The following is a 20,918-nucleotide window of genomic DNA, read 5'->3' on the forward strand; positions in this document are numbered from 1 at the left end:
CCCGATGCGCGGGCGATCCGCCATGGCGCCCGGGGCGATCGACAGCACAAGGAGCGGAAGCGTGCGGATCGTCCAGATCACCGATACCCATCTCAGCCCCGGCAAGCAGCACTTCCTGCCGAACTGGGCGCCGCTGGCGGATTGGCTGCACAGCGTCCGGGCGGATCTGGTAGTCCACACCGGTGATCTCAGCGTCGACGGGGCCGATGTCGAGGCCGACCTGGTGCAGTGCGCCGGGCTGCTGCGCACCCTGCCCTGCCCGGTGCTGACCGTTCCCGGCAACCACGATGTCGGCGACCTGCCCGGCACGCGCCAGCCGGTCGATGCCGAGCGGCTGGACCGCTGGCGCCGCATAATCGGCCCCGACCGCTGGGTCCACGATCAGCCGGGCTGGCGCCTGATCGGCCTGAACAGCCAGGTCATCGGCATGGGATCCGACGACGAGGCCGCCCAGTTCGCCTGGTTCGAGGACGCGCTGGACGGGGCGGAAGGGCGTGGCGTCGCGGTCTTCCTGCACAAGCCGATCTTCGTCGACCGGCCGGACGAAGGCGATACCGGATACTGGAGCATCCGCCCCACGCCGCGCCGCCGCCTGCTGGATCTGTTCGAGCGGCACGGCGTGGCCCTGGTCGCCAGCGGCCATCTGCACCGCGCCTGGACCGGCAGCCATGCCGGCACGCGCTATGTCTGGGGGCCCTCCTCCGGCTTCACCGTCGGGCCGATGGAGCGCGACATGCCGGGCGACCGGATCCTGGGCGCCGTGATCCACACCCTGGACGAGACGGTGGAGAGCGAGATCGTCGCCCTGCCGGCACTGCATCCCTTCGTGATCGACGACGTCATCCACGAGGTCTATCCGCGCCACATCCAGGTCGAGGCGGCTTCGTGACCGGCCTGGCGCTGCGGCGCATCAGCAAGGCTTTCGGCAGCAACCGCATCCTGCAGGACGTGACCGTCGAGGCGGCGCCAGGCGAGTTCATCGCCCTGGTCGGCCCGTCCGGCTGCGGCAAGACCACCCTGCTGCGCATCGCGGCGGGGCTGGAGCATGCCGACGAGGGGTCGGTGCAGTTGGGCGAGCGCGACATCACCGCGCTGCCGCCGGCGGCGCGCGACATCGCCATGGTCTTCCAGTCCTATGCCCTGTATCCGCACCTGACCGCCGGGCAGAACATCGCCGTGCCGCTGGCGATGCGGCGCCTGTCCACCGCCCAGCGGCTGCCCTGGATCGGTGGCCTGATGCCGGGCCAGCGGGCGCTGCGGGCCGAGATCCAGGCCCGGGCGCGCGAGACGGCAGCCAGCCTGAAGATCGACCATCTGCTGGATCGCAAGCCCGGCCAGATGTCGGGCGGGCAGCGCCAGCGCGTCGCCCTGGCCCGCGCCCTGGTGCGCCAGCCCGCCGCCTTCCTGATGGACGAGCCGCTGTCCAATCTCGACGCCAATCTGCGGGTCCACACCCGCGGCGAGATCGTCGAGCTGCACCGCCGCGCCGGCGTCACCACCCTCTACGTCACCCATGACCAGTCGGAGGCGCTGAGCATGGCCGACCGGGTGGCGGTGATGATGGGCGGCCGCCTGCTGCAGCTGGACAGCCCGGCGCGGGTCTACACCGATCCGGCCCATGTCGAGGTCGCCCAGTTCATCGGCAGCCCGCGCATCAACCTGCTGCACGCGGTGCTGGACGATACGCGCGCCGCCCGCATCGGCGGCCGGGTGCTGGCCGACGGCATCGAGGCCGCGCCGGGCACGGCGGTGACGCTGGGCGTGCGGCCCGAAGCGTTGCGCTTCCTGATGCCGGGCCAGCCCGGCCTGGCCGCGACCGTGCGGCGGCTGGAGTTCCTGGGATCCGAGCTGCTGGCCTTCCTGGCCCTGGCCGACGGCACCGGCCTGGTCGCCAAGACCGTGCCGGCGCTGGCGGCCGAGCTGGCCCCCGGCGCGGCGGTGACCCTGGCGGTCGACGCCGCCGACATCCTGGTCTTCGGGCCGGAGGGCGGGCGCCTGCCGGTCTCGGTCGCGCCGCTGCGGATCGCCGCCCATGGCTAGCGTCGCTGTCGATGGCGGCATCGCCTCGAAGGTCGCCCGCTCCGCGGCGCGGGCGGAGACCTTGGCTGCCTGGCGCCTGTCCGCCCCGGCGGTGCTGCTGCTGGCCGTGCTGATCCTGGCCCCGACCCTGGCCGTGCTGGGCTTCAGCCTGACCGATTACGAGCTGGGCTATGACGGCATCCGCTTCATCGGCCTCGACAACTACGCCGAGCTGCTGGGCGACCGCACCTTCCTGATCTCGCTGAAGAACACCGCGGTCTACACCGCCATCGTCACCCCGGCCTCGGTGCTACTGGGCCTGGGCGTGGCGCTGCTGATCCAGGCCGAGACGCGCGGCCGCGCCTTCTTCCGCACCGTCTACTTCCTGCCTGTCGCCTCGCTGCTGGTCGCCATGGCCACGGTCTGGCAGTACCTGCTGCACCCCAGCATCGGCCCGGTGAACGAGATGCTGCGGCTGGTCGGCCTGCCCGGGCCGAACTGGCTGGGCGGCAGCGGCACGGTTCTGCTCAGCCTCGCCTTGATCGGGGTGTGGCAGTCGGTCGGCTTCAACATGGTGCTGTTCCTGGCCGGGCTGACAGCGATCCCGCGCGAGCTGTATGCCGCCGCCGAGATCGACGGCGCGGCCAGCGCCTGGGAGCGGTTCCGGCTGGTGACCTGGCCGATGCTGGGGCCGACCACGCTGTTCGTCATCACCATCAGCGTGGTCAACGCGGTGAAGGTGTTCGAGACCGTCGGCACCCTGACCCAGGGCGGGCCGAACAAGGCGTCCGAGGTCCTGCTGTGGACCATCTACCAGGAGGGCTTCGTCTATCTCCGCGTCGGCTACGCCTCGGCGATGACGGTGGTGTTCCTGGCCGTGCTGGTGGTGCTGATGCTGGTGCAGTACCGGGTACTCGACCGCCGGGTGCACTACACATGAACGCACAACCCTGGACGGCCGGACGGGTCGCACGCTTCGCCCTGCTGTCGCTCGGCGCCTTCGTCTTCATCGCGCCCTATCTGTGGATGCTGGCGGTCGCGCTGAAGCCGCAGGACGAGATCTTCTCGTCCTCCCTGTCGCTGTTGCCGCATCGCTGGGCCCTGGTCGAGAATTTCGCCAAGGCGCTGACCCGGGTGCCGATGGGCCGGATCCTGCTGAACGGCGTGATCGTCTGCGGCCTGATCCTGGTGCTGCAGCTGGTGACTGCGATCCCCTGCGCCTACGCCATGGCCAAGCTGCGTTTCCGCGGCGCCCAGGCGATGGTGACGATGATCATGCTGGGCCTGCTGGTGCCGATCCACGCCATCGCCCTGCCGATCTATGTCGCGCTGTCGGCCACCGGCACGCTGAACTCCTATGTCGCGCTGGTGTCGCCTTTCGCCATCTCGGTGTTCGGCATCTTCCTGTTCCTGCAGTTCTTCCGGGCCATGCCGGACGACCTGATCGCCGCGGCGCGGCTGGACGGGATGACCGAGCTGGGGATCGTCCGCCGCGTCATCGTGCCGAACGCCTGGCCGGCGATCACCGCCTTCGCGATCTTCTCGGTCGTCGCGCATTGGAACGACCTGTTCTGGCCGCTGATCGTGGTCAGCGACACCAGGATGGCGACGCCGCCGCTGGGCCTTTTGTTCTTCCGCGCGGCCGAGGCCGGCGACGACTACGGCGCGCTGATGGCCGCGACGGTGATCGTCACCCTGCCGCTGGTCGTGGCCTTCCTGGCCGCCCAGCGCCGCTTCATCGAAGGCATCACCTTGACCGGCCTGAAGGGCTGAGCGCCGGTCGACACTCCAGGAGAGGGGATATCGTGAAACTGTTCCGAACCATGCTGGCGGGCGTGGCGCTGGCGGGTGCCCTGATGGGCACTGCGCAGGCCGACACCACCCTGATCGTCCATTACCCGATGCCGGGCTTCTTCAAGGACGTGATGGACACGATCTCGCAGAAGTACATGGCCGGGCATCCGGACGTGAAGATCGTGTTCGCCAGCCCGTCGCCGACCTATGAGGACGGGCTGCAGCAGATCCTGCGCCAGGCCGGCACCGACGAGATGCCCGACATCACCTTCATCGGCCTGAACCGGCTGCGGGTGGTGGCGGAACGCGGCATCTCGGTCGACCTCAAGCCCTTCGTCGACAAGGACGGCCACATGGCCGAACAGGGCTTCAGCGACCACATCCTGGGCCTAGCCCAGTTCGGCGGCCAGCAGGCCGGGCTGGCTTTCGCCACCTCGAACCCGATCATGTATCTCAACGCCGACCTGGTGCGGCAGGCCGGCGGCAACCCCGACGTCCCGCCCAAGACCTGGGACGAGGTGCTGGCGCTGGGCGCCAAGATCAAGGCGCTGGGCAACGGCGTCGATGGCATCGATTTCCGCTGGCAGGGCGACGACTGGATGTTCAGCGCCCTGCTGTTCGGTGCCGGCGGCGACATGCTGTCGGCCGATGAGAAGAAGGTCGCCTTCGACGGGCCGGAAGGCCTGGCCGCCTTCACCCTGGTCCAGCGCATGGTGAAAGAGGGCGGCATGCCGGTCTTCACCAAATCGGCCGGCGAGCAGGCCTTCGTCGCCGGCAAGGTCGGCATCGAGTTCCAGACCACCGGCGCCCTGCGCAACACCATCAAGAATGTCGGCGACAAGTTCGAGATGCGCACCGCGCCGATCCCGATGCTGGACCCGGCCAAGGGCCAGCTGCCGACCGGCGGCAACGCCGCCGTCATGCTGACCCGCGACCCGGCCAAGCAGCAGGTGGCCTGGGACTTCATCAAATTCGCCGCCGGGCCCTATGGCGCCTCGGTGGTGGTGCCGGGCACCGGCTATGTCCCGAACAACGAGCTGGCGGCGAAGTCGCCGGAGTATCTCGGCGACTTCTACGCCAAGAACCCGCTGTTCAAGGCCGGGCTGGAGCAGATGACCGAGATGCGGCCCTGGTACGCCTTCCCCGGCAGCAACGGCGTGAAGGTAACCCAGACCATCGTCGACAACCTGTCGCGGGTGGTGGAGCAGAGCGCGACGCCGCAGGAGGCCCTGGCCGACGCGTCGGACGAGGTGCAGAAGCTGCTGCCGCGCCATTGAAACCAGCGGGCCAGCCCCTGCCAGGGGCTGGCCTCGCCGGATGATTCATGGATAGAAGGATTGCGGCCGGAACTTCGCCAGGTCCGGCATTCTGTAGAGGCGCCGATGACCACCGACGATCTCGCCTGGACGGCGGAGGAAGCCTGCCAGAACGCGTGGCCGTCGCCGCGTCAGGTCCTGCTGGAAGGCTGGCTGCTGCGGGCATCCGGCGGCCAGACGCGCCGGACCAACTCGGTCAACCCGCTGCGGTCGGGGCCGCGCGATCCGTCGCGCATCGTGGCGGCGGCGGAAGGCATCTACCGCTCGCTCGGCCAGTCGGCCCTGTTCCGGGTGCCCTCCATCGTCGCCGAGATGGATGGGCCGCTGGAGCGCCAGGGCTATGCCGCCGAGGGCGAGACCTGCACGATCTTCGCCGATCTCGCCGATCACCGGACCGAGCCTGACGGGACGGTCGAGCTGTCGGAAACTCCGAGCGAGGCGTGGCTGGCGGCGCGCACCGCGATGAATCCGACCGAGTCAGCCGATGCGGCCGGAAGCCCCTATCGCCAGATGGTCGGCAGCATCGTGCTGCCCAAGGCCTTTGCCGCCCGCCGCGTCGACGGGGCGCTGGTGGCGATCGCCTATGGCGTCATCCACGATCAACTGCTGGTGGTGGAATCCGTGGGCACCCATCCGGACCACCGCCAGCGTGGCCACGCGGCCCGGACCGTGAGCGGCCTGATGGGCTGGGCGAAGTCCCGGGGCATCCAGGGCTGCTGCCTGCAGGTCGTGGCCGACAACAGCGCCGCCCGTGCCCTCTATCGATCGCTCGGCTTCGGCACCGAACTGTCCCGCTATCACTATCGCCGCCAGCCCGACGCCGGCTGACCTCCCCGCCATCGGCCTGCCGACAGGCGAGGTCATGGTCAGCGCCGCAGTGAAGCGGCGGTCTCGTCGATCGGCACGAGGTGCATGACCCGGCCGGTGCCGATGCGGCGGAAGCCGATGTCCCGCAGCTGGTGATCGGTCATCAGGTGCTTCCGCTCACGGGCGCGACGGCTGCGGTCGGCGGCGGCCCGATACAAGGCGACGAATGCGCCCCGGAGACGGCGGAAGGCCGGTCTTTCCTGAACTGGGAAGTCCAATCTGCTTTCGATACAGTAAAGCGACCGCTCTGCGTGGTGGTCCATTTTCTTGTCCTCCGGAAACTTTGTCATCCGAGGGGTGCGACCTTGGCCGCATCCATCTTCACGAGGCTCAGTTTTCCGGATCTGGGCTACACCACGATTTCGTTTTGCGGGGAACTCGGCTACTTCTGCAATCGTCCGCCAGTGCTTCAGGACCGGGCGCGTGGCTAGGCTGCGGACAGCGGATAGACCGCGCGGAAGGCGCCACCGCCGGCACGCGGCAGCCACGGTGCGCAGGATGGAAATCCGTCCCGCGACCGCGGCCCGTCCGGTGTCAGAGCTTCGCGACAAGGGCCGCCAGCTGGTCGGCGCACTGGCCCCAGCCTTCGTGGAAACCCATCTTCTCATGGGCCTCGCGGTCGGCCACGGTCCAGTGCAGCGCGCGAGCGGTGTAGCGGGTCTTCCCGCCCTCGTCCTCGAAGGTGATGATGCCGGTAAAGAACGGCTTCTCCGACGGCTCCCAGGCCTTGGTGTAGGCGTCGGTGAAGACCAGGCGTTCGTTCTTGACGACCTCGAGATACACGCCCGGGTTCGGGAACTCGGTGCCGTCGGGGCCGCGCATCACGATCAGGCTGGAGCCGCCCGGCCGGACGTCAGTCTCGATCACCGGGGTGGTCCAAGGCAGCGGCGCGAACCACTGCTTCATCAGCTCGGGCTCGGTCCAGGCGCGATACAGGGTCTCGCGCGGCGCGTCGATCAGGCGGGTCAGGATCAGTTCGCGATCCGAGGTCGGGGCGGCATTGGCGGTCATCGGTGGTCTCCGTGTTTGGATGTCTCTGCCCCAAGGACGACCGGGTGATCAGCGAACCGACACGGGCCGAGGAAAATTCTGCGGAGCCACCACGATCCCATCCTGGCGGCGCTTCTGCATCCGATCGCGCGACGCGACTTTGCCCACCTCCAGAGGGCACCACAACTCGGGGCCTGCGACAGTCGACGAAACCGCCGCCTGCGACGACCTGTCCATTCCACCTTTCCGAAATGCCTCCCCCCGATAGACTGCCATCCTGCCTGCCACGAGTCGGAGTGAGCCGGGACGATGCCGATGTCTGCCACGACCTTCGTCGACTGGGCGATGGCGAATCCGATGAACGCCGCGATCCTAGAGCGGCTGCCCCGGCTCGGCTTGGCGGACTGCTTCCTGACGGCCGGCTGCCTGTTCCAGACGATCTGGAACCGGCGCTCGGGGCGCCCGGCACCCTCGGCCATCAAAGATTACGACGTCTTCTATTTCGACGATTGCGACCTGTCGTGGGAGGCCGAGGATGCCGTGATCCAGCGGGCCGCTTCTGTGTTCGACGATCTCGACGTATCGGTCGAGATCAGGAACCAAGCCCGGGTTCATCTCTGGTACCCGCAGCGGTTCGGCGGCGCTTATCCGCGCCTGCACCGTTCGAAGGACGGCATCGACCGCTATCTCGTCGCCTGCACCTGCGTCGGCATCGATGCCGCCTCGGGCGATCTGTATGCCCCGAACGGGTTGGAGGACTTGTGGGATGGCCTTCTGAGGATCAACCCCATGAACCCGCGGCCCGATCTTTTTCGCCGCAAGGCGGAAGACTACCAAGCCCGCTGGCCATGGCTGACAATCGCCGCTTAGACCCAAGCTCACACCGGAAGGCCGCCATGCCGAGACCGCTGCTCCTATTGACCGATGTCGTAGACCCAGCGATGCAACAGCTCCTCAACGATGGGCTGAACAGCTACAATGACGAGGTCACCGGCTACAGCGACCGGCGGCCGCTCGCGATCACTGTCCAGGATCCCGAGACCGGTGAGGTATTGGGCGGCGCCACCGGCCGCACCTCCCTGGGCATGCTGTTCCTCGAACTCTTCCATCTGCCGACATCGCTGCGCGGCTCCGGGCTCGGGAGCGAGATTCTGCAGATGTTCGAGGATGAGGGCCGGCGGCGCGGCTGCCGGGTGGCCATGCTGTTCACGATCAGCTTCCAGGCTCCCGGCTTCTACGAGCGCCACGGATGGCGGCGCTTTGGCGAGATCGCCTGTGACCCGCCCGGTACGAGCCGGGTGTTCATGACGAAGGATCTGTGAGGCGAGCGCGCCTGGGCAGATTGCCGTGGGTCTGACACGACCGGCATCGTCGCTGTTTCGGCGACAATCTTGTTCCCGACGGTATGATTGTCTGCGCCGCCCGGCACCCGACATGGAGGCCATCACGACGACCATGACGCCAAGGAGGTTCGCATGATCACCATCCGCCCGGCCGCGGAACGCGGCACCGCCGATTTCGGCTGGCTCGACAGCCGGCACAGCTTCTCCTTCGGCCAGTACCACGATCCGGAGCAGATGGGCCTGGGGCCGCTGCGGGTGATCAACGAAGACCGTGTCCGCGGCGGTGCCGGCTTCGACACCCACGGCCATCGCGACATGGAGATCCTGTCCTACGTCCTCGATGGCGCGCTGGAGCACAAGGACAGCATCGGCACCGGATCGGTGATCCGCCCGGGCGACGTGCAGCGGATGTCGGCCGGCAGCGGCATCCGACACAGCGAGTTCAACCATTCCGACCGCGACCCGGTGCATTTCCTGCAGATCTGGATCCTGCCCGAGCAGGCCGGCCTGGCGCCGGGCTACGAGCAGGTCACCGTGGCGCGTGAGGAGAAGCAGGGCCGCCTGCGCCTGATCGGTGCCCGGTCGGGCGGCGACGGGGCGGTGACGATCCACCAGGATGTGGCGCTGTATGCCTCGATCCTGGCTGCGGGAGACGAGGTCGGCCACGCGCTGCAACCGGGCCGCAAGGCATGGCTGCAGGTGGTGCGCGGAGCGGTCGAACTGAATGGCCGGCGCCTCGATGCGGGCGACGGCGCCGCGGTCGAGGACGAGGCTGCGGTGACGATCACCGGGCGCGCTGCAGACAGCGAGATCCTGCTGTTCGACCTGCCCTGACCGTCGTCAGGCCGCCGGTTGCGGCCCGCGTTCGAGATAGGAACTGAGGGCGATATAGCTGCGGGTGCCCTTGACGCCCGGGATTTCGTAGATCATCCGCAGCAGATCCTCCAGCGCCTGGGTGTCCCGCATCCGCACCTTCAGCAGCATGCAGGTGTCGCCGGTGACCGAATGGATCTCCTCGACATCCGGCAGCGCGGCGAGGTCGAGCATCTCCTGGCTCTTGCCCCAGCCGATGGTGTCGACATGGATGAAGGCCAGCAGCGGCTTGCCCAGCTTGGGCCCATCCAGCGCCGCCACGGTCGCCTTGATCACCCCGTCGCGCTTCAGCCGTTTCACCCGCTCATGCACCGCCGGCGGCGACAGATTCAGGGCACGGCCGAGTTCGGCATAGCTCAAGGCCGCGTCGACGGCGATCAGCCCTAATAATTTTCGGTCGACGGCGTCGACGGCGGCAGCCTCGGCCGGCCGGCGCCGAACCGCCTTCGTTTTTTCGATGACCATTTGAATCACGCTTCCTGACTGAACGTGGTTCGGTGATTATGGCCATATGCCTGAACATCATCAATATGGAAGCGCCATCTCGCTGCAGACCGCGATCCTAACGGCGGGCATTGCCGTGGTCGGGTCGAACTCGCTGGTGCTGAGTCCAATCCTGGGCGATGTGGCGACGGCGATGGCAACAACGCCGGTGGCGGTGTCCCGCGCCATCGCAGCCTATGGCGGGGCCACGGCCCTCTCGGCTTTCCTGCTGGCACCGCAGATCGACCGGATCGGGCCGCGACGGGCCTTGTTCGCAGGCATGGCCGGGCTGATCGCGGCGACCCTGCTGTCGGCCCTCGCCAACCACTGGCTGATGCTGACAGCGGCCCAGGCGCTGGCCGGGCTGGGGGCCGGGGTGATCCTGCCATCGATCTACACCTTGGCCACCACCATCGCGCCGCCGGGCCGGGAGTCGCGCGTGCTCGGCCGGGTGCTGACCGGCTGGTCGGTCTCGATGGTGGCGGGGGTGCCTGCGGCCGCCTTCATCGCCGAGACGCTGGGCTGGCGCGCCGTGTTCCTGCTGCTGGCCGGGCTCGCCGCCCTCGCCCTGCCCGGCATCGCCCGGCTGCCGGCGCGCAGCGGTCGGGCAGCGGCGGCGCGGCAGGGACCGGCGGCGCTGGTCGCCCCCCTCACCTATTCCGGCGTGCCGGCGCTGCTGCTGATCTGCCTTGGCTTCATGGCCTCATTCTACGGCGTGTACGCTTTCATCGGCGACCATGTGCGCAGCCAGCTCGGCCTCTCCGCCGGGCAGGCCGGACTGATCGTGCTGACCTATGGGCTCGGCTTCGGCGCCGCCAGCTTCGGCGACGGGCTGGTCGACCGGCTGGGGCCGCGCCGGCTCTTCCCCGCCATCCTCGTGGCCGTGGCCGCGATCTACTCACTGATGCTGCCAGCGGCGCATAGCTTCACCGCCATTGCCGCGCTGACCGGGCTATGGGGCTTCGCCAACCATTTCGGCCTGAACATCCTGGTGCTGCAGTTGTCGCAGGCGAAGCCGGACGCACGAGGCGCCGTGCTGGGCCTGAACAGCGCCGTCACCTATCTCGGCGTCCTGGTCGGCACCGGGCTGGCAGGGATCGGCTATGCCGGTACCGGCTTCCGGCCCGTGGCGTTGGGGGCAGCCGCCGCGTGCCTCGCCGCTGCCCTGATCGCCGCCACGGCTTTGCGGTCCCGCCGAAGCGCCGACCCCGCGACATCCTGACAGGTCTGGTCGCGAAACTTCCGGCCAACCCTTTCCGAACAGCGTCCGGATCCCCATTGTCTGGGGCCAGATTGAGCGGGCACCGGATCCCGCGGAAGGACCAGGATGCCAAGGCTCGCGGGGTTGGCGACAGCCGTCCCCGAACACGTAATCACCCAGGCGGAAGCCCGGGAGGGTGCCCGTCGCGTCTTCGCAGCGCGGCCGGCGTTGTTCGACCGCATGGCGACGGTCTACGAATCCGCCGGCATCGACACCCGACGATCCGCCGTCCCGCTGGACTGGTACTTCGCGCCGCATGACTGGCACGACCGCAATGCCGTGTTCATGGACGCGGCGCTCGACCTGCTCGAGACCGCGGCGCGGCGCTGCCTGGACGACGCCGGATGCGGTATCGGCGAGGTCGACGCCATCGTCACCATCTGCTCGACCGGCATCGCGACGCCGAGCCTTGATGCCCGGCTGATGGAACGCATGCCCTTCCGCCCCGACATGGTGCGGCTGCCGATCTTCGGCCTGGGCTGTGCCGGCGGCGTGCTGGGCCTGGCCCGCGCCGCGGCGCTGTCGCGCGCCCTGGGCGGCACCGTGCTGCTGCTGGTGGTCGAGCTGTGCGGCCCGACCTTCCGGCGCGGCGACCTGACCAAGAGCAACGTCGTGGCCACCGCCCTGTTCGGCGACGGCGCGGCAGCGGCGCTTATCCGTCCCGATGACGGCGCGCCGGCGCTGGGGCCGACGGGCGAGCATCGCTGGCCCGGAACGCTCGATGTGATGGGCTGGTCAGTCGAGGCGGACGGGTTGGGCGTGATCTTCTCACGCGACATCCCGACCCTGGTGCGCAACGACCTGCGGCCGGCAGCCGAGAGTTTCCTCGCACGGCACGACCTGACGCTCCGCGACATCGACGGCTTCGTCTTCCATCCCGGCGGCACCAAGGTGGTCGAGGCACTGCGCGATGCCTTCGAGCTGACCGATGCGGCGATGGGTGCGGAACGGGCGGTGCTGCGCCAGTACGGCAACATGTCGGCGGTGACGGTGATGTTCGTGTTGGCGGAGAAGCGCCGACAGATGGCCGGGCGCTGGCTGCTGAGCGCGTTGGGCCCCGGTTTCTGCGCCGGCTTTGCCGTGCTGGACTGCGGATGATGCTGGGTTGGGTGCAGGTCGTGGCGTTGCTGGTGGCGGCGCAGCGCCTGGGAGAGTTGGTCTATGCCCGCCGCAACGAATCCCGGTTGCGCGACCGGGGCGCGGTCGAAAGCGGGGCCAGCCACTATCCGCTGTTCATCCTGCTGCATGGCGGCTGGCTGCTGGCGATATTCCTGCTGGTGCCGGCCGACCGCGCTCCTTCCTGGCCGCTGCTGGCGCTGTTCGTGCTGCTGCAGGCGGGCCGGATCTGGGTGGTGGCGACGCTGGGACCCTATTGGACGACCCGGATCCTCAGCCTGCCCGGCGCGCCCTTGGTGCGCCGCGGCCCCTATCGCTGGGTCCGCCACCCTAACTACTTGATCGTCACGGCCGAGATCGCGGTGCTGCCCCTGGCTTTCGGTGCCTGGTGGATTGCGCTTGTCTTCTCGATCGCCAACGCGCTCCTGCTGCGCCATCGCATCGGCGTCGAGCAGCAGGCATTGGCCGGCCGGGGCTGAAGCAAGGAAACACGGTGGCCGCCCCCGGTCATGGGTGCGCAGATCGGCTCTGGCGGGACCGCTCCGGCGGCCCTATCCTGGCGCGCCTCAAAGAACGAGACGGACCGTGACCGCCAACGACGCCCGCTCCCTCGACGGGATCGACCTTCTGTCGGTCGTTCCCCCCGCCATCCGCGCCGAGATCCTGAAGCAATGCCGCTGGCAGCGCTTCGAGGCGCAGGAGCAGATCATCGATCGCAACGATGATCCCGACCATGTCTACTTCCTCGTCGAGGGCCGGGTGCGGGTGGTGATCTATTCCGCCTCGGGCCGAGAGATCACCTTCGACGATCTGGAAGCCGGTTCGATGTTCGGCGAGCTGTCCGGGCTGGACCGGGCGCCCCGCTCCGCCAATGTCATGGCGCTGACCGACGCGACCGTCGCCGTGCTGCCGACCGCCGCCTTCCGCGCCGTCGTGACCGAGAACCCAGCCCTGGCACTGGCCACCATGGTGCATCTGGTCGGCGTGCTGCGCCGCGCCAATGAGCGGATCATGGAGCTGAGCACACTGGGCGCCAACAACCGGGTGCATGCCGAGATCCTGCGCCTGGCCATCCTTGGAGGGCAGCCGGACGGCACTGCCGTTATCCGGCCGATCCCGGTGCATTCCGACATCGCCAGCCGCGTCAGCACCACGCGCGAGACCGTGGCCCGGGTGCTGAGCGACCTGGCCCGCGCCCGCCTCGTCGTCCGCGCCGCCGACCATCTGCACGTCGCCGACCTCAACCGCCTGGAGCGGCTGGTGGAGGATGTTCGTGGCGAATGGTGACGGGGCCAGTGGTGACGGCGGTTTGAACCGCTGGACCACGCTGAAGGTCAAGCCGGTCTACGAGAATCCCTGGATCAAGGTGGACGAACACGACGTGCTGACCCCGGCCGGGACGCCGGGGATCTATGGCGTGATCACCTACAAGAATCTGGCGGTCGGGGTGGTGCCGATCGATGATCGCGGCCGCGTTACCCTGGTCGGCCAGTACCGCTACGCCCCCGGGCTGTACAGTTGGGAGATCCCGGAGGGTGGCGGTGACCCCGATGTCGCCCCCATGCTGTCGGCCGAGCGCGAACTGCGTGAGGAGACTGGATTGGAGGCGGCCCATTGGCACCCGCTGTTGACGATGCATCTGTCGAACAGCGTCTCGACCGAGATCGCCCATCTGTTCGTCGCCTATGGCCTGACCAAGGGCGAGGCGGCGCCGGAGGAGACCGAGGATCTGGCGGTGCGCACGGTGCCGCTGGCCGAGGCCTTTGCCATGGTCGCCGACGGCCGGATCACCGACTCCCTGACCGTCGGCGCGCTGCTACGGCTGCAGGTGATGCTGCTGAGCGGCACCCTGCCGACCGGCCTGGCCGAAATCCTGCGGCGGACATGACGGCCCGTTGAAGCACGTCCTGTTCGTCTGCGGCCGCAATCTCCAACGCAGCCCGACTGCGGAAGCGATCTTCGCCGGCCATCCCGGAGTCGAGACGGCCTCGGCCGGGCTGAACCCCGACGCCGAGGAGCCGCTGACGGCCGAGCTGGTCGAATGGGCGGATCTGATCTTCGTCATGGAAAAATCGCAGCGGGCGAAGATCGCCGGCCGTTTCCGCGGCTCGCTGAAGCATGCCCGCGTGATTTGCCTCGACATTCCCGACCGGTTCGAGGTGATGGACCCGGAGCTGGTGCGCCTTCTGAAGGCCAAGGTCACGCCGCTGTTACACTGACCTTTGGCCTCACCACGCCCTGCGCTGGCCCATCACCTGCATCGGCCCGGCTGGGCGCGGTGCCCGCTCCGCCCGCGGCGAGTGGCTGAACAGCGAGCGATAGCATTTGGCGAAATGCGAGGCGGAGGCGAAACCGCAGGCCACCGCCACCTCCAGCACCGGCATCGAGGTCTGCGCCAGCAGGATCTGGGCGTGCTTCAGCCGCGCCTCGAGATAGTACTGGGACGGGGTGCAGTTGAGATAGATCCGGAACAGGCGTTCGAGCTGCCGGGTCGACAGCCCGGCGGCTCGGGCCAGCGTAGCACGCGGCAGCGGCTCGGCCAGGTTGGCCTCGATCTCGGCGATCGCGGCCAGCAGCTTCGGATGGCTGACGCCGAGCCGTTCGCGCAGTTCCATCCGCTGCGGCGCATGGCCCTGGCGCGGCCGGGCGTGCAGGAACTGTTCGGCGACCTGGTTGGCCAAGTCGATGCCGTGGGCCTGGCCGATCAGGTAATGCGTCATGTCGAGCGACGCCGTGCCGCCGGCCGAGGTGAAACGGTCACGATCGATCTCGAACAGCCGCCCGGTGACGTCGAGCCGTGGAAAGGTCTCGGTGAAGGCGCTGAGGTTTTCCCAATGGATGGTGCAGCGATAGCCGTCCAACAGCCCGGCCCAGGCCAGGTGATAGGTGCCGGTCGAGACGGCGCCGAGGCGCGACCCGCGCCGGGCCATGCGCCGCAGCCAGGCCAGGATGCGTTCGTCGCGCCCATCCTGCGGGTCGAGGCCGGCGACGACCACCACCATGGTGAAGGAATCCTCCGGCCCAATCGCCCCCTGGGTCACCAGGACGGCATCGTTGCTGGCGGTGACCGGGGCGCCGTCGACCGACAGAAGGCGCCATTCGTACAGTGTCCGGCGCGCCACCCAATTGGCGGCGCGGAACGGCTCGAGCACCGCCGACAGCGCCATCATTGAGAAGTTCGGGACCAGCAGAAACCCCACCCGCTGGGGTGGCTCAGTCATCGGATCGTCGGCCATGCCCGGTCTGCTGCGCTCCCGAAAGCAGGCATCCGGCCACAGCCCCGACGCCGAAGCAAGCCCGCCGCTCGGGCAGGTCAGTTCCGATCGTGATCCCGCGGGCGGGTGCGCAGGATCAGCAGCACGAAGCCGCCGATCAGCAGCACCGCGGCCACCCCGGCGCCGCCGGCCACCCAGATCGCCGCGCCGCCATCGGCCCCGGCCAAACCGGCGGTGATGTGGAAGCTCCAGACGCCGATCCCGGCCAGGAAGGCAACGATAAGGGCGAGAAGCAGGGCGATGCGCATGATCCGGTTGGGAAGGTGGAGGAGCGCCGGGACTGGCCGTTCGATGGGGCTGGTTCGGTCCGCGGCCGACCCGGACGGTAGGATGCCGCGATGGTTGTAGCCGCAATTGCGTCTCAACGACACGGCTTCGGGAGGCGGCGACGTCGCCGCCCCCTTCTTGACCACTTCAGGCGAAATCGAACAGCAGAATCTCGGCCTCGGTCTCGGCGGTGACCCGCAGGCTGGCCTCATCCTCGATAGCGGCGCCATCGCCGGCCCGCATTTCATGGCCGTCGAGCGTGACCATGCCGCGCGTCAGTTGCACGAAGGCCCCCCGGCCCAGGCCGATCGCATGTTCGACCGTTTCGCCGGCGGCCAGCCGGGCGATATAGAGCCGGACGTCCTGGTGGATGGTCACGGCCCCCTCCGATCCGTCGGGACCGGCAACCAGGTGCAGACTGCCTCCAGCCTCCGGCACCCTGATCTGCTCATAGCCCGGTGCCAGGCCGGACCGGTCCGGATGGATCCAGATCTGCAGCAGATGCAGCGTGTCGGTGTCGGAGGGGTTCATTTCGCTGTGGGCGATGCCGGTGCCGGCGGTCATGCGCTGCAGGTCGCCAGTCCGGATCACCGCCTGGTTGCCGAGGCTGTCGCGATGGGCGACCGCGCCGCCCAGCACATAGGTCAGGATCTCCATCTCGGCATGGGGATGCGCGGGGAAGCCGGCGCCGGGGACGACCCGGTCCTCGTTCAGGACCCGCAGCGAGCGGAACCCCATGCGCTCCGGATCCCGGAACCGGCCGAAGGAGAAGGTATGGCGACCCTCGATCAGGCCGGTCTCGGTGCGGCCCCGGGCCATGCGGTCGTGGAGCGTGATCATGTCCGTCTCCCGTCGTGCTGTGGTGACGCAGAGATCGGCCTTCCGGGCCGGCCGCGGAAGCCGTCGGTCAGGAAACGCCGCGTTCGACCGGAGCGAACGACAGGTCCCGCTCCCATGGCGCCGGGTCGGTGCAGCCCGCGGCCAGATGATCGACCAGCGCCCGCACCCGGCGCGACAGATGCCGGGTCTGGGGATACAGGGCGTGGATCACATCGGCCACCGGCTCGGCGTCCAACGGCACCGGGATCAGCCGGCCGTCGCGCAGCGCGTCGGCGACAATGAAGGTCGGCAGCACGGCCAGGCCCAGCCCGGCGATGGCGGCGTCGCGGGCGGCCTCGCCGTTGTTGACGGTGACCCGGCTGCGCATCGCCACGGTGCGCGGCGGCCCGCCCGCAGCGAAGGGCGCGAACTGCCACAGCCAAGCCGATGGCGCCCCGGCATAGCCGATCGCCTCATGCTGCGGCAGTTCCGTCAGGCTGCGCGGCAGCCCGACTGTGGCGGCATAACTGGGGCTGGCACAGACGATGCGGCGGCTGGCGGCCAGCCGGCGGGCGATCAGCGCCGAATCGCGCGGCCGGGTGATGCGGATGGCGACGTCGTACCCCTCCCCCACAAGGTCGACCATGCGGTCGTCGAGGTCGAGCGCCAGCGCCAGCCGCGGATGCCGGCCGGCGAAGTCGAACAGCACCGGACCGAGATAGAGCGTGCCGAAGCTCATCGGCGCGGCCACGCGCAGGGCTCCGCGCAGGTCGCCGTCGTTCTCCGCCACCTCCGCCGCCGCCTCGTCGAGCTGGCGCAAGATGCTGCGCCCGCGCTCATAGAAGACCAGGCCGCGCTCGGTCGGCAGCACCCGGCGGGTGGACCGCTGCAGCAGGCCCCCGCCTAGCCCGGCCTCGAGATCGGTGATGCGCTTGCTGACCACCGATTTCGACAGGTTGAGCCGCCGGGCCGCGGCGCTGATGCTGCCACTGTCGACCACCTGCAGGAAGGTGGCGATGTCGTCGAGCCGATATCTCATCGTTCGATCATATCGAACGGCGGTTTCGAGGAAAGCAGCATTCCCGTCATGCCCGGCAATCCCGATCTTGGGGGCAGAGCGAAACCGCACCGGCCCGACCGGTGCCCGCGAACGGAGATGATGATGGCAACCACCACCACGACGACCGGCCACCTGGCCAGGCCACGCAGCCTGGCCCGCACCCTGCGGGGCCGCGCGACCAGCGAGGGCGCCGGGGTCAAGCTGACCCGCGTGATCGGCCAACCCGGCCTGCCGGATCTCGACCCCTTCCTGATGCTGGACGAATTCCGGTCCGACGATACCGCCGATTACCTGGCCGGCTTCCCGGACCACCCGCATCGCGGCTTCGAGACCGTGACCTACATGCTGGCTGGCCGGATGCGCCATGGCGACAACAAAGGCAATGTCGGCCTGCTCGGCCCCGGCAGCGTGCAGTGGATGACGGCCGGCAGCGGGATTGTCCATTCCGAGATGCCGGAGCAGGAGAACGGCCTGATGTGGGGCTTCCAGCTCTGGGTCAACCTGCCTGCGGGCGAGAAGATGACGGCGCCGCGCTACCAGGACATCCCGGCCGACGCGGTCCCCGAGGTCGCCGCAGGTCCCGGCGCGACCGTCCGCGTCATCGCTGGCCGCTTCAACGGTACCGACGGCGCGGTCGAGGGCGGCACCACCGAGCCCATCTATCTCGATGTGCATCTGGAGGCCGGGGCCGCGATCGATGTGCCACTGCCCGAAGGCCATGCCGGCTTCGCCTATGCCTATCAGGGCGCGGCGGAGATCGGCGGCGAGATGTTGGAGCGCGGCACGCTGGGCGTGCTGGGGGCCGGCGACGGTGTGCGGGCGGCGGCCAAGGCCGGCCCGGCCCGGTTCCTGATCGTTGCCGGCAAGCCGCTGCGTGAGCCGGTGGCGAAATACGGGCCCTTCGTCATGAACACCGAGGCGCAGATCGTCGAGGCGATCGAGGATTTCCGCGCCGGTCGGTTCTGAGCAAGTACCTGATCGTGACAAGAGGGGTGGAGGCCTGCAGGCCTCCACCCCTTTTTTGCGGGGCCACTGCCACCCCCTCCCCTCACCGCCAGCCGCAGCGTCGCCGCCCGTAATCGACGATCGGCGCCAGCCAATCGATCCAGGCCTGGTCGGCACCGTCGACCCAGGCTTCGGTGATCGGCGGCTCTGCCATCACCAAGCAGACGCTGTCAGTCGCCCCGGCGCTCGGCGTATTCGCGCAGCCAGCGGCGACGAGCGCCAGGAGACAGAGAACGCAGAGCCTGGTCGCGGCGGACGACATCGAGCACATGGGTCAGGGTCTCCTGGGTCTGCAGCGCCGCGACGCTGGCTTTGCCCGCCGAGAAGACGCGCCAGACGACGAGGGTGAGGATGGCGGCGGCCAGCGTGCCGACCGCCAGCCAGCGGCCGATGGTCGAGCCGAGCAGTCCGGCGATAAGACCGATCATCATCGCCGCCGGGTCGCCAACCAAATCAGGAGTCCGGCGGCAGCAATGACGCCAACGGCAGCGAGCGCGATCACCGGCAGGCCGGCCAGATCGTGCAGGATCGGCACCGCCGGTGCGATCTGCTGCAACGCGGTCACCGCAGCGCTAATCACCGCCGTGCCGCCGGCCGCCACCGTCACCGTCGTCTTGGCCCGGTCCGCGATGTGATTGACCACGGCCTTCCCCGGCGGCTTTACCCCGGCGCGGAACAACCCCTCATCGATCGTCGCGTTGGCATAGCCGTTGCGGCCGTTCTCATGGGTGATGACAGCTCGCACCAATGGCGCGAGGTGCTCATACGAATGCAGGTCGAGCAGCGTGTCGGCCCCGAAACCTGTGAGCCGGGCGACATGGTCGACATAAGCGGAGGTATCGTTCTCCTGGCCTGGCGCCCAGCGGCCCATCAGGCCGCGAATGGTGCGCAGCCCGTGCCGGTCCTGATAGGCGATCAGCAACGCGGCCAGCGCGCGGATGCCCCATTCGACAGCTGAGAACACCTCAAACCGGCCGGCATTGTCTCGGGACTCGCGGGTCGTCCGGTACTCGGCATCCGATAGCCTGCCCTGCCATTTGTTGGCGGCGATGCGTTCGATGTTGCCCGGATTGTTGTTCCGCTCACCGCGCGTCTTTGCCTGCATGCGCCCCTCCTGAAACCGAAAGCCCCGCACGTGGCGGGGCGATTTGATCGAAATTGTCCCCGATCGGCCGGGGACGGCTGTTGCGGCAGACCTCATCCGCCACCCGTCTTGCCACGGAGATAGCGAGCAATCACCGCATCCACGCCCTGAGTTCCGAGAGAACCAAGCAGCGTCGCAACCCCCCACTGCACGATCTCCGGCGCACCGAGATAGGATCCAACGGCACCGCCCATGACGCCGAATCCAAGCATGCTGGGAATTTCGAAGACCAAGCGCCGGAGCGAGAACGGCTTGCCGGTAACGGCGTCATGGGCATGCCGCATGAAGACGCCGATGCCGGCGGATAGCACCGGGCCAATCAGGGGAGCGAGCAGCGCAAGGGGCCCGGGATCGGGCGCGACGGGGTCGGCCATAGAATTCTCCTTGTTGACGGCTCCTGCGCGGCCGTCAGGCATGAAAAAGCCCGCCAGAGGCGGCAGGCTTGACTCGTTCGGCGTATCCCCGGACCATCCCGACCATATTCAAGGACGTTTCAGGGAGGGGCTCTATGGTCTCGTCGACTGATCGCCAATGGCAGAAGTGGGGCGCGCAGAACCCCTATTTCGGAATCGTCGGGATCGAGACGAAGGAGTTCGAAACGCGCTGGCGCGAACGCTTCTTCGAGACCGGCAAGGTCCACATGGACTTGGTGTTCGACCAGTTGAAGCGATACGACGCCCTGCCGGAAGGCCGGACCAAGGCGCTGGATTTCGGCTGTGGCGCGGGCCGCCTTCTGCTCCAACTCGCCGACAGGTTCGACGCCATCGTCGGGGTCGACGTCTCCCAAGACCAACTCGCCTTGGCGAAGCAGAATGTGACGGGCAATGCGCCGCGCCTGCTCACGTCCCTCGACCAGTTGTCCGGCGAGGCCGGCACCTTCGACTTCGTCAACACCTTCGTCGTCCTGCAGCACATCCGCCCGGAGCAGGGCTACCAGATCATCGACAAGCTGCTGAAGCTGCTGCGGCCCGGCGGATCGTTCGCCATCCATTTCACCGTCGGCGACACCCGGGATCTCCGTCGGCGCCTCAACTGGGCCCGGTACCGCATTCCCCCGCTGCACTGGGCCTACAACCTGTCGCGCCGCCGGCCGTTCAGCGAACCGATCATGGAGATGAACAAGTACGACCTGTCCAGGGTCGGGATGATCTTCATGCAGAACGACGTCGGCCGGTTCGGCACGAAACTGTTCAACCACACCGCCAACACAGGAATGCTCACTTTCGGCCGCAAAGAGCCTGGTATAGATGTCCTGCCGCAGAACATGGCTGGCGATTCCAACTGAG

The 20,918-nt window shown here is 68.5% G+C and carries 26 protein-coding genes; 17 read left to right on the forward strand and 9 right to left on the reverse strand.

Annotated features, from left to right (window positions below; genetic code table 11):
- The first annotated feature begins 61 nt into the window (after window positions 1–61).
- The 6 genes from E9232_RS12295 to E9232_RS12320 all read left to right on the forward strand — a co-directional run bounded on the left by E9232_RS12295 (window position 62) and on the right by E9232_RS12320 (window position 5,957).
- On the forward strand, window positions 62–889 hold the full coding sequence (locus tag E9232_RS12295; RefSeq protein WP_309794340.1) for a metallophosphoesterase family protein: 828 nt from the start codon (window positions 62–64) through the stop codon (window positions 887–889).
- On the forward strand, window positions 886–2,040 hold the full coding sequence (locus tag E9232_RS12300) for an ABC transporter ATP-binding protein (protein WP_309794342.1): 1,155 nt from the start codon (window positions 886–888) through the stop codon (window positions 2,038–2,040). The genes E9232_RS12295 and E9232_RS12300 overlap by 4 nt, the downstream gene beginning before the upstream one ends.
- Window positions 2,033–2,959 (forward strand): carbohydrate ABC transporter permease, encoded by a 927-nt coding sequence (locus tag E9232_RS12305; RefSeq protein WP_309794343.1) that lies wholly within the window; start codon window positions 2,033–2,035, stop codon window positions 2,957–2,959. The genes E9232_RS12300 and E9232_RS12305 overlap by 8 nt, the downstream gene beginning before the upstream one ends.
- Entirely contained in the window at window positions 2,956–3,792 is an 837-nt protein-coding gene (locus E9232_RS12310; RefSeq protein ID WP_309794344.1) for a carbohydrate ABC transporter permease, read from the forward strand. The genes E9232_RS12305 and E9232_RS12310 overlap by 4 nt, the downstream gene beginning before the upstream one ends.
- 32 nt (window positions 3,793–3,824) lie before the next feature.
- Window positions 3,825–5,090 carry an ABC transporter substrate-binding protein gene (locus E9232_RS12315; RefSeq protein WP_309794346.1) on the forward strand — a complete coding sequence of 422 codons (1,266 nt, stop codon included), beginning with the start codon at window positions 3,825–3,827 and terminating at the stop codon, window positions 5,088–5,090.
- A 105-nt stretch (window positions 5,091–5,195) separates the two neighbouring features.
- Window positions 5,196–5,957, forward strand: a complete 762-nt coding sequence (locus E9232_RS12320) for a GNAT family N-acetyltransferase (RefSeq protein WP_309794347.1) — start codon at window positions 5,196–5,198, stop codon at window positions 5,955–5,957.
- Between the two features lie 573 nt (window positions 5,958–6,530).
- Here E9232_RS12320 and E9232_RS12325 read toward each other — a convergent pair.
- Complete coding sequence (locus E9232_RS12325; protein ID WP_309794348.1) at window positions 6,531–7,007, reverse strand: SRPBCC family protein; 477 nt, start codon at window positions 7,005–7,007, stop codon at window positions 6,531–6,533.
- A gap of 294 nt (window positions 7,008–7,301) precedes the next feature.
- Here E9232_RS12325 and E9232_RS12330 point away from each other — a divergent pair, with 294 nt between their 5' ends.
- The 3 genes from E9232_RS12330 (at window position 7,302) to E9232_RS12340 (ending at window position 9,163) form a co-directional block, all read left to right on the forward strand.
- Window positions 7,302–7,856, forward strand: a complete 555-nt coding sequence (locus E9232_RS12330; protein WP_309794349.1) for a nucleotidyltransferase family protein — start codon at window positions 7,302–7,304, stop codon at window positions 7,854–7,856.
- 71 nt (window positions 7,857–7,927) lie between these two features.
- Window positions 7,928–8,308: a GNAT family N-acetyltransferase gene (locus tag E9232_RS12335; RefSeq protein WP_309794350.1), complete on the forward strand. Its 381-nt coding sequence runs from the start codon at window positions 7,928–7,930 to the stop codon at window positions 8,306–8,308.
- A gap of 153 nt (window positions 8,309–8,461) precedes the next feature.
- Window positions 8,462–9,163, forward strand: a complete 702-nt coding sequence (locus tag E9232_RS12340) for a pirin family protein (RefSeq protein ID WP_309794351.1) — start codon at window positions 8,462–8,464, stop codon at window positions 9,161–9,163.
- Between the two features lie 6 nt (window positions 9,164–9,169).
- Here E9232_RS12340 and E9232_RS12345 read toward each other — a convergent pair whose 3' ends face one another.
- Window positions 9,170–9,667 (reverse strand): Lrp/AsnC family transcriptional regulator, encoded by a 498-nt coding sequence (locus E9232_RS12345; protein WP_309794353.1) that lies wholly within the window; start codon window positions 9,665–9,667, stop codon window positions 9,170–9,172.
- A gap of 46 nt (window positions 9,668–9,713) precedes the next feature.
- On the opposite strand from E9232_RS12345, the gene E9232_RS12350 reads away from it, so the two are divergent.
- From E9232_RS12350 to E9232_RS12375, 6 genes are all read left to right on the forward strand, one after another.
- Complete coding sequence (locus E9232_RS12350) at window positions 9,714–10,907, forward strand: MFS transporter (RefSeq protein WP_309794354.1); 1,194 nt, start codon at window positions 9,714–9,716, stop codon at window positions 10,905–10,907.
- Between the two features lie 123 nt (window positions 10,908–11,030).
- Window positions 11,031–12,044, forward strand: a complete 1,014-nt coding sequence (locus E9232_RS12355; RefSeq protein WP_309794355.1) for a type III polyketide synthase — start codon at window positions 11,031–11,033, stop codon at window positions 12,042–12,044.
- Entirely contained in the window at window positions 12,041–12,541 is a 501-nt protein-coding gene (locus E9232_RS12360) for an isoprenylcysteine carboxyl methyltransferase family protein (protein ID WP_309794356.1), read from the forward strand. Before E9232_RS12355 ends, E9232_RS12360 begins: the two co-directional genes overlap by 4 nt.
- A gap of 106 nt (window positions 12,542–12,647) precedes the next feature.
- Window positions 12,648–13,349, forward strand: a complete 702-nt coding sequence (locus E9232_RS12365) for a Crp/Fnr family transcriptional regulator (protein ID WP_309794358.1) — start codon at window positions 12,648–12,650, stop codon at window positions 13,347–13,349.
- Window positions 13,336–13,950, forward strand: a complete 615-nt coding sequence (locus tag E9232_RS12370) for an NUDIX domain-containing protein (RefSeq protein ID WP_309794359.1) — start codon at window positions 13,336–13,338, stop codon at window positions 13,948–13,950. The genes E9232_RS12365 and E9232_RS12370 overlap by 14 nt, the downstream gene beginning before the upstream one ends.
- A gap of 7 nt (window positions 13,951–13,957) precedes the next feature.
- Entirely contained in the window at window positions 13,958–14,281 is a 324-nt protein-coding gene (locus E9232_RS12375; RefSeq protein WP_309794361.1) for a low molecular weight protein tyrosine phosphatase family protein, read from the forward strand.
- A 9-nt stretch (window positions 14,282–14,290) separates the two neighbouring features.
- Here the strand turns inward: E9232_RS12375 and E9232_RS12380 are convergent, their stop codons facing one another.
- The 4 genes from E9232_RS12380 to E9232_RS12395 form a co-directional block, all read right to left on the reverse strand.
- Complete coding sequence (locus E9232_RS12380) at window positions 14,291–15,283, reverse strand: GlxA family transcriptional regulator (RefSeq protein ID WP_309794362.1); 993 nt, start codon at window positions 15,281–15,283, stop codon at window positions 14,291–14,293.
- 92 nt (window positions 15,284–15,375) lie between these two features.
- Window positions 15,376–15,585: a hypothetical protein gene (locus tag E9232_RS12385; RefSeq protein WP_309794363.1), complete on the reverse strand. Its 210-nt coding sequence runs from the start codon at window positions 15,583–15,585 to the stop codon at window positions 15,376–15,378.
- Between the two features lie 166 nt (window positions 15,586–15,751).
- Window positions 15,752–16,444: a pirin family protein gene (locus E9232_RS12390; protein WP_309794365.1), complete on the reverse strand. Its 693-nt coding sequence runs from the start codon at window positions 16,442–16,444 to the stop codon at window positions 15,752–15,754.
- A 67-nt stretch (window positions 16,445–16,511) separates the two neighbouring features.
- On the reverse strand, window positions 16,512–17,462 hold the full coding sequence (locus E9232_RS12395; protein ID WP_309794366.1) for a LysR family transcriptional regulator: 951 nt from the start codon (window positions 17,460–17,462) through the stop codon (window positions 16,512–16,514).
- 123 nt (window positions 17,463–17,585) lie between these two features.
- Between E9232_RS12395 and E9232_RS12400 the strand changes: the two genes are divergently transcribed.
- Complete coding sequence (locus tag E9232_RS12400; protein ID WP_309794368.1) at window positions 17,586–18,449, forward strand: pirin family protein; 864 nt, start codon at window positions 17,586–17,588, stop codon at window positions 18,447–18,449.
- Between the two features lie 209 nt (window positions 18,450–18,658).
- Here the strand turns inward: E9232_RS12400 and E9232_RS12405 are convergent, their stop codons facing one another.
- The 3 genes from E9232_RS12405 to E9232_RS12415 all read right to left on the reverse strand — a co-directional run bounded on the left by E9232_RS12405 (window position 18,659) and on the right by E9232_RS12415 (window position 20,006).
- Entirely contained in the window at window positions 18,659–18,919 is a 261-nt protein-coding gene (locus E9232_RS12405) for a hypothetical protein (protein WP_309794369.1), read from the reverse strand.
- Entirely contained in the window at window positions 18,916–19,593 is a 678-nt protein-coding gene (locus tag E9232_RS12410; RefSeq protein WP_309794371.1) for a structural protein, read from the reverse strand. Before E9232_RS12410 ends, E9232_RS12405 begins: the two co-directional genes overlap by 4 nt.
- 92 nt (window positions 19,594–19,685) lie before the next feature.
- Complete coding sequence (locus E9232_RS12415; RefSeq protein ID WP_309794373.1) at window positions 19,686–20,006, reverse strand: hypothetical protein; 321 nt, start codon at window positions 20,004–20,006, stop codon at window positions 19,686–19,688.
- A gap of 134 nt (window positions 20,007–20,140) precedes the next feature.
- Here E9232_RS12415 and E9232_RS12420 point away from each other — a divergent pair, with 134 nt between their 5' ends.
- On the forward strand, window positions 20,141–20,917 hold the full coding sequence (locus tag E9232_RS12420; RefSeq protein WP_309794374.1) for a class I SAM-dependent methyltransferase: 777 nt from the start codon (window positions 20,141–20,143) through the stop codon (window positions 20,915–20,917).
- The last annotated feature ends 1 nt before the right edge of the window (window position 20,918 follow it).

Source organism: Inquilinus ginsengisoli (genome assembly GCF_031453975.1).
GTDB classification, from domain to species: domain Bacteria; phylum Pseudomonadota; class Alphaproteobacteria; order DSM-16000; family Inquilinaceae; genus Inquilinus; species Inquilinus ginsengisoli_A.

Coding starts and splice junctions, on each gene's coding strand:
- E9232_RS12390 (WP_309794365.1), bottom strand. CDS start 16,444: ATGATCACGCTCCACGACCGCATGGCCCGGGGCCGCACCGAGACCGGC.
- E9232_RS12395 (WP_309794366.1), bottom strand. CDS start 17,462: ATGAGATATCGGCTCGACGACATCGCCACCTTCCTGCAGGTGGTCGAC.
- E9232_RS12400 (WP_309794368.1), top strand. CDS start 17,586: ATGGCAACCACCACCACGACGACCGGCCACCTGGCCAGGCCACGCAGC.
- E9232_RS12340 (WP_309794351.1), top strand. CDS start 8,462: ATGATCACCATCCGCCCGGCCGCGGAACGCGGCACCGCCGATTTCGGC.
- E9232_RS12305 (WP_309794343.1), top strand. CDS start 2,033: ATGGCTAGCGTCGCTGTCGATGGCGGCATCGCCTCGAAGGTCGCCCGC.
- E9232_RS12380 (WP_309794362.1), bottom strand. CDS start 15,283: ATGACTGAGCCACCCCAGCGGGTGGGGTTTCTGCTGGTCCCGAACTTC.
- E9232_RS12420 (WP_309794374.1), top strand. CDS start 20,141: ATGGTCTCGTCGACTGATCGCCAATGGCAGAAGTGGGGCGCGCAGAAC.
- E9232_RS12415 (WP_309794373.1), bottom strand. CDS start 20,006: ATGGCCGACCCCGTCGCGCCCGATCCCGGGCCCCTTGCGCTGCTCGCT.
- E9232_RS12350 (WP_309794354.1), top strand. CDS start 9,714: ATGCCTGAACATCATCAATATGGAAGCGCCATCTCGCTGCAGACCGCG.
- E9232_RS12320 (WP_309794347.1), top strand. CDS start 5,196: ATGACCACCGACGATCTCGCCTGGACGGCGGAGGAAGCCTGCCAGAAC.
- E9232_RS12385 (WP_309794363.1), bottom strand. CDS start 15,585: ATGCGCATCGCCCTGCTTCTCGCCCTTATCGTTGCCTTCCTGGCCGGG.
- E9232_RS12345 (WP_309794353.1), bottom strand. CDS start 9,667: ATGGTCATCGAAAAAACGAAGGCGGTTCGGCGCCGGCCGGCCGAGGCT.
- E9232_RS12335 (WP_309794350.1), top strand. CDS start 7,928: ATGCAACAGCTCCTCAACGATGGGCTGAACAGCTACAATGACGAGGTC.
- E9232_RS12330 (WP_309794349.1), top strand. CDS start 7,302: ATGTCTGCCACGACCTTCGTCGACTGGGCGATGGCGAATCCGATGAAC.
- E9232_RS12410 (WP_309794371.1), bottom strand. CDS start 19,593: ATGCAGGCAAAGACGCGCGGTGAGCGGAACAACAATCCGGGCAACATC.
- E9232_RS12405 (WP_309794369.1), bottom strand. CDS start 18,919: ATGATGATCGGTCTTATCGCCGGACTGCTCGGCTCGACCATCGGCCGC.
- E9232_RS12360 (WP_309794356.1), top strand. CDS start 12,041: ATGATGCTGGGTTGGGTGCAGGTCGTGGCGTTGCTGGTGGCGGCGCAG.
- E9232_RS12325 (WP_309794348.1), bottom strand. CDS start 7,007: ATGACCGCCAATGCCGCCCCGACCTCGGATCGCGAACTGATCCTGACC.
- E9232_RS12310 (WP_309794344.1), top strand. CDS start 2,956: ATGAACGCACAACCCTGGACGGCCGGACGGGTCGCACGCTTCGCCCTG.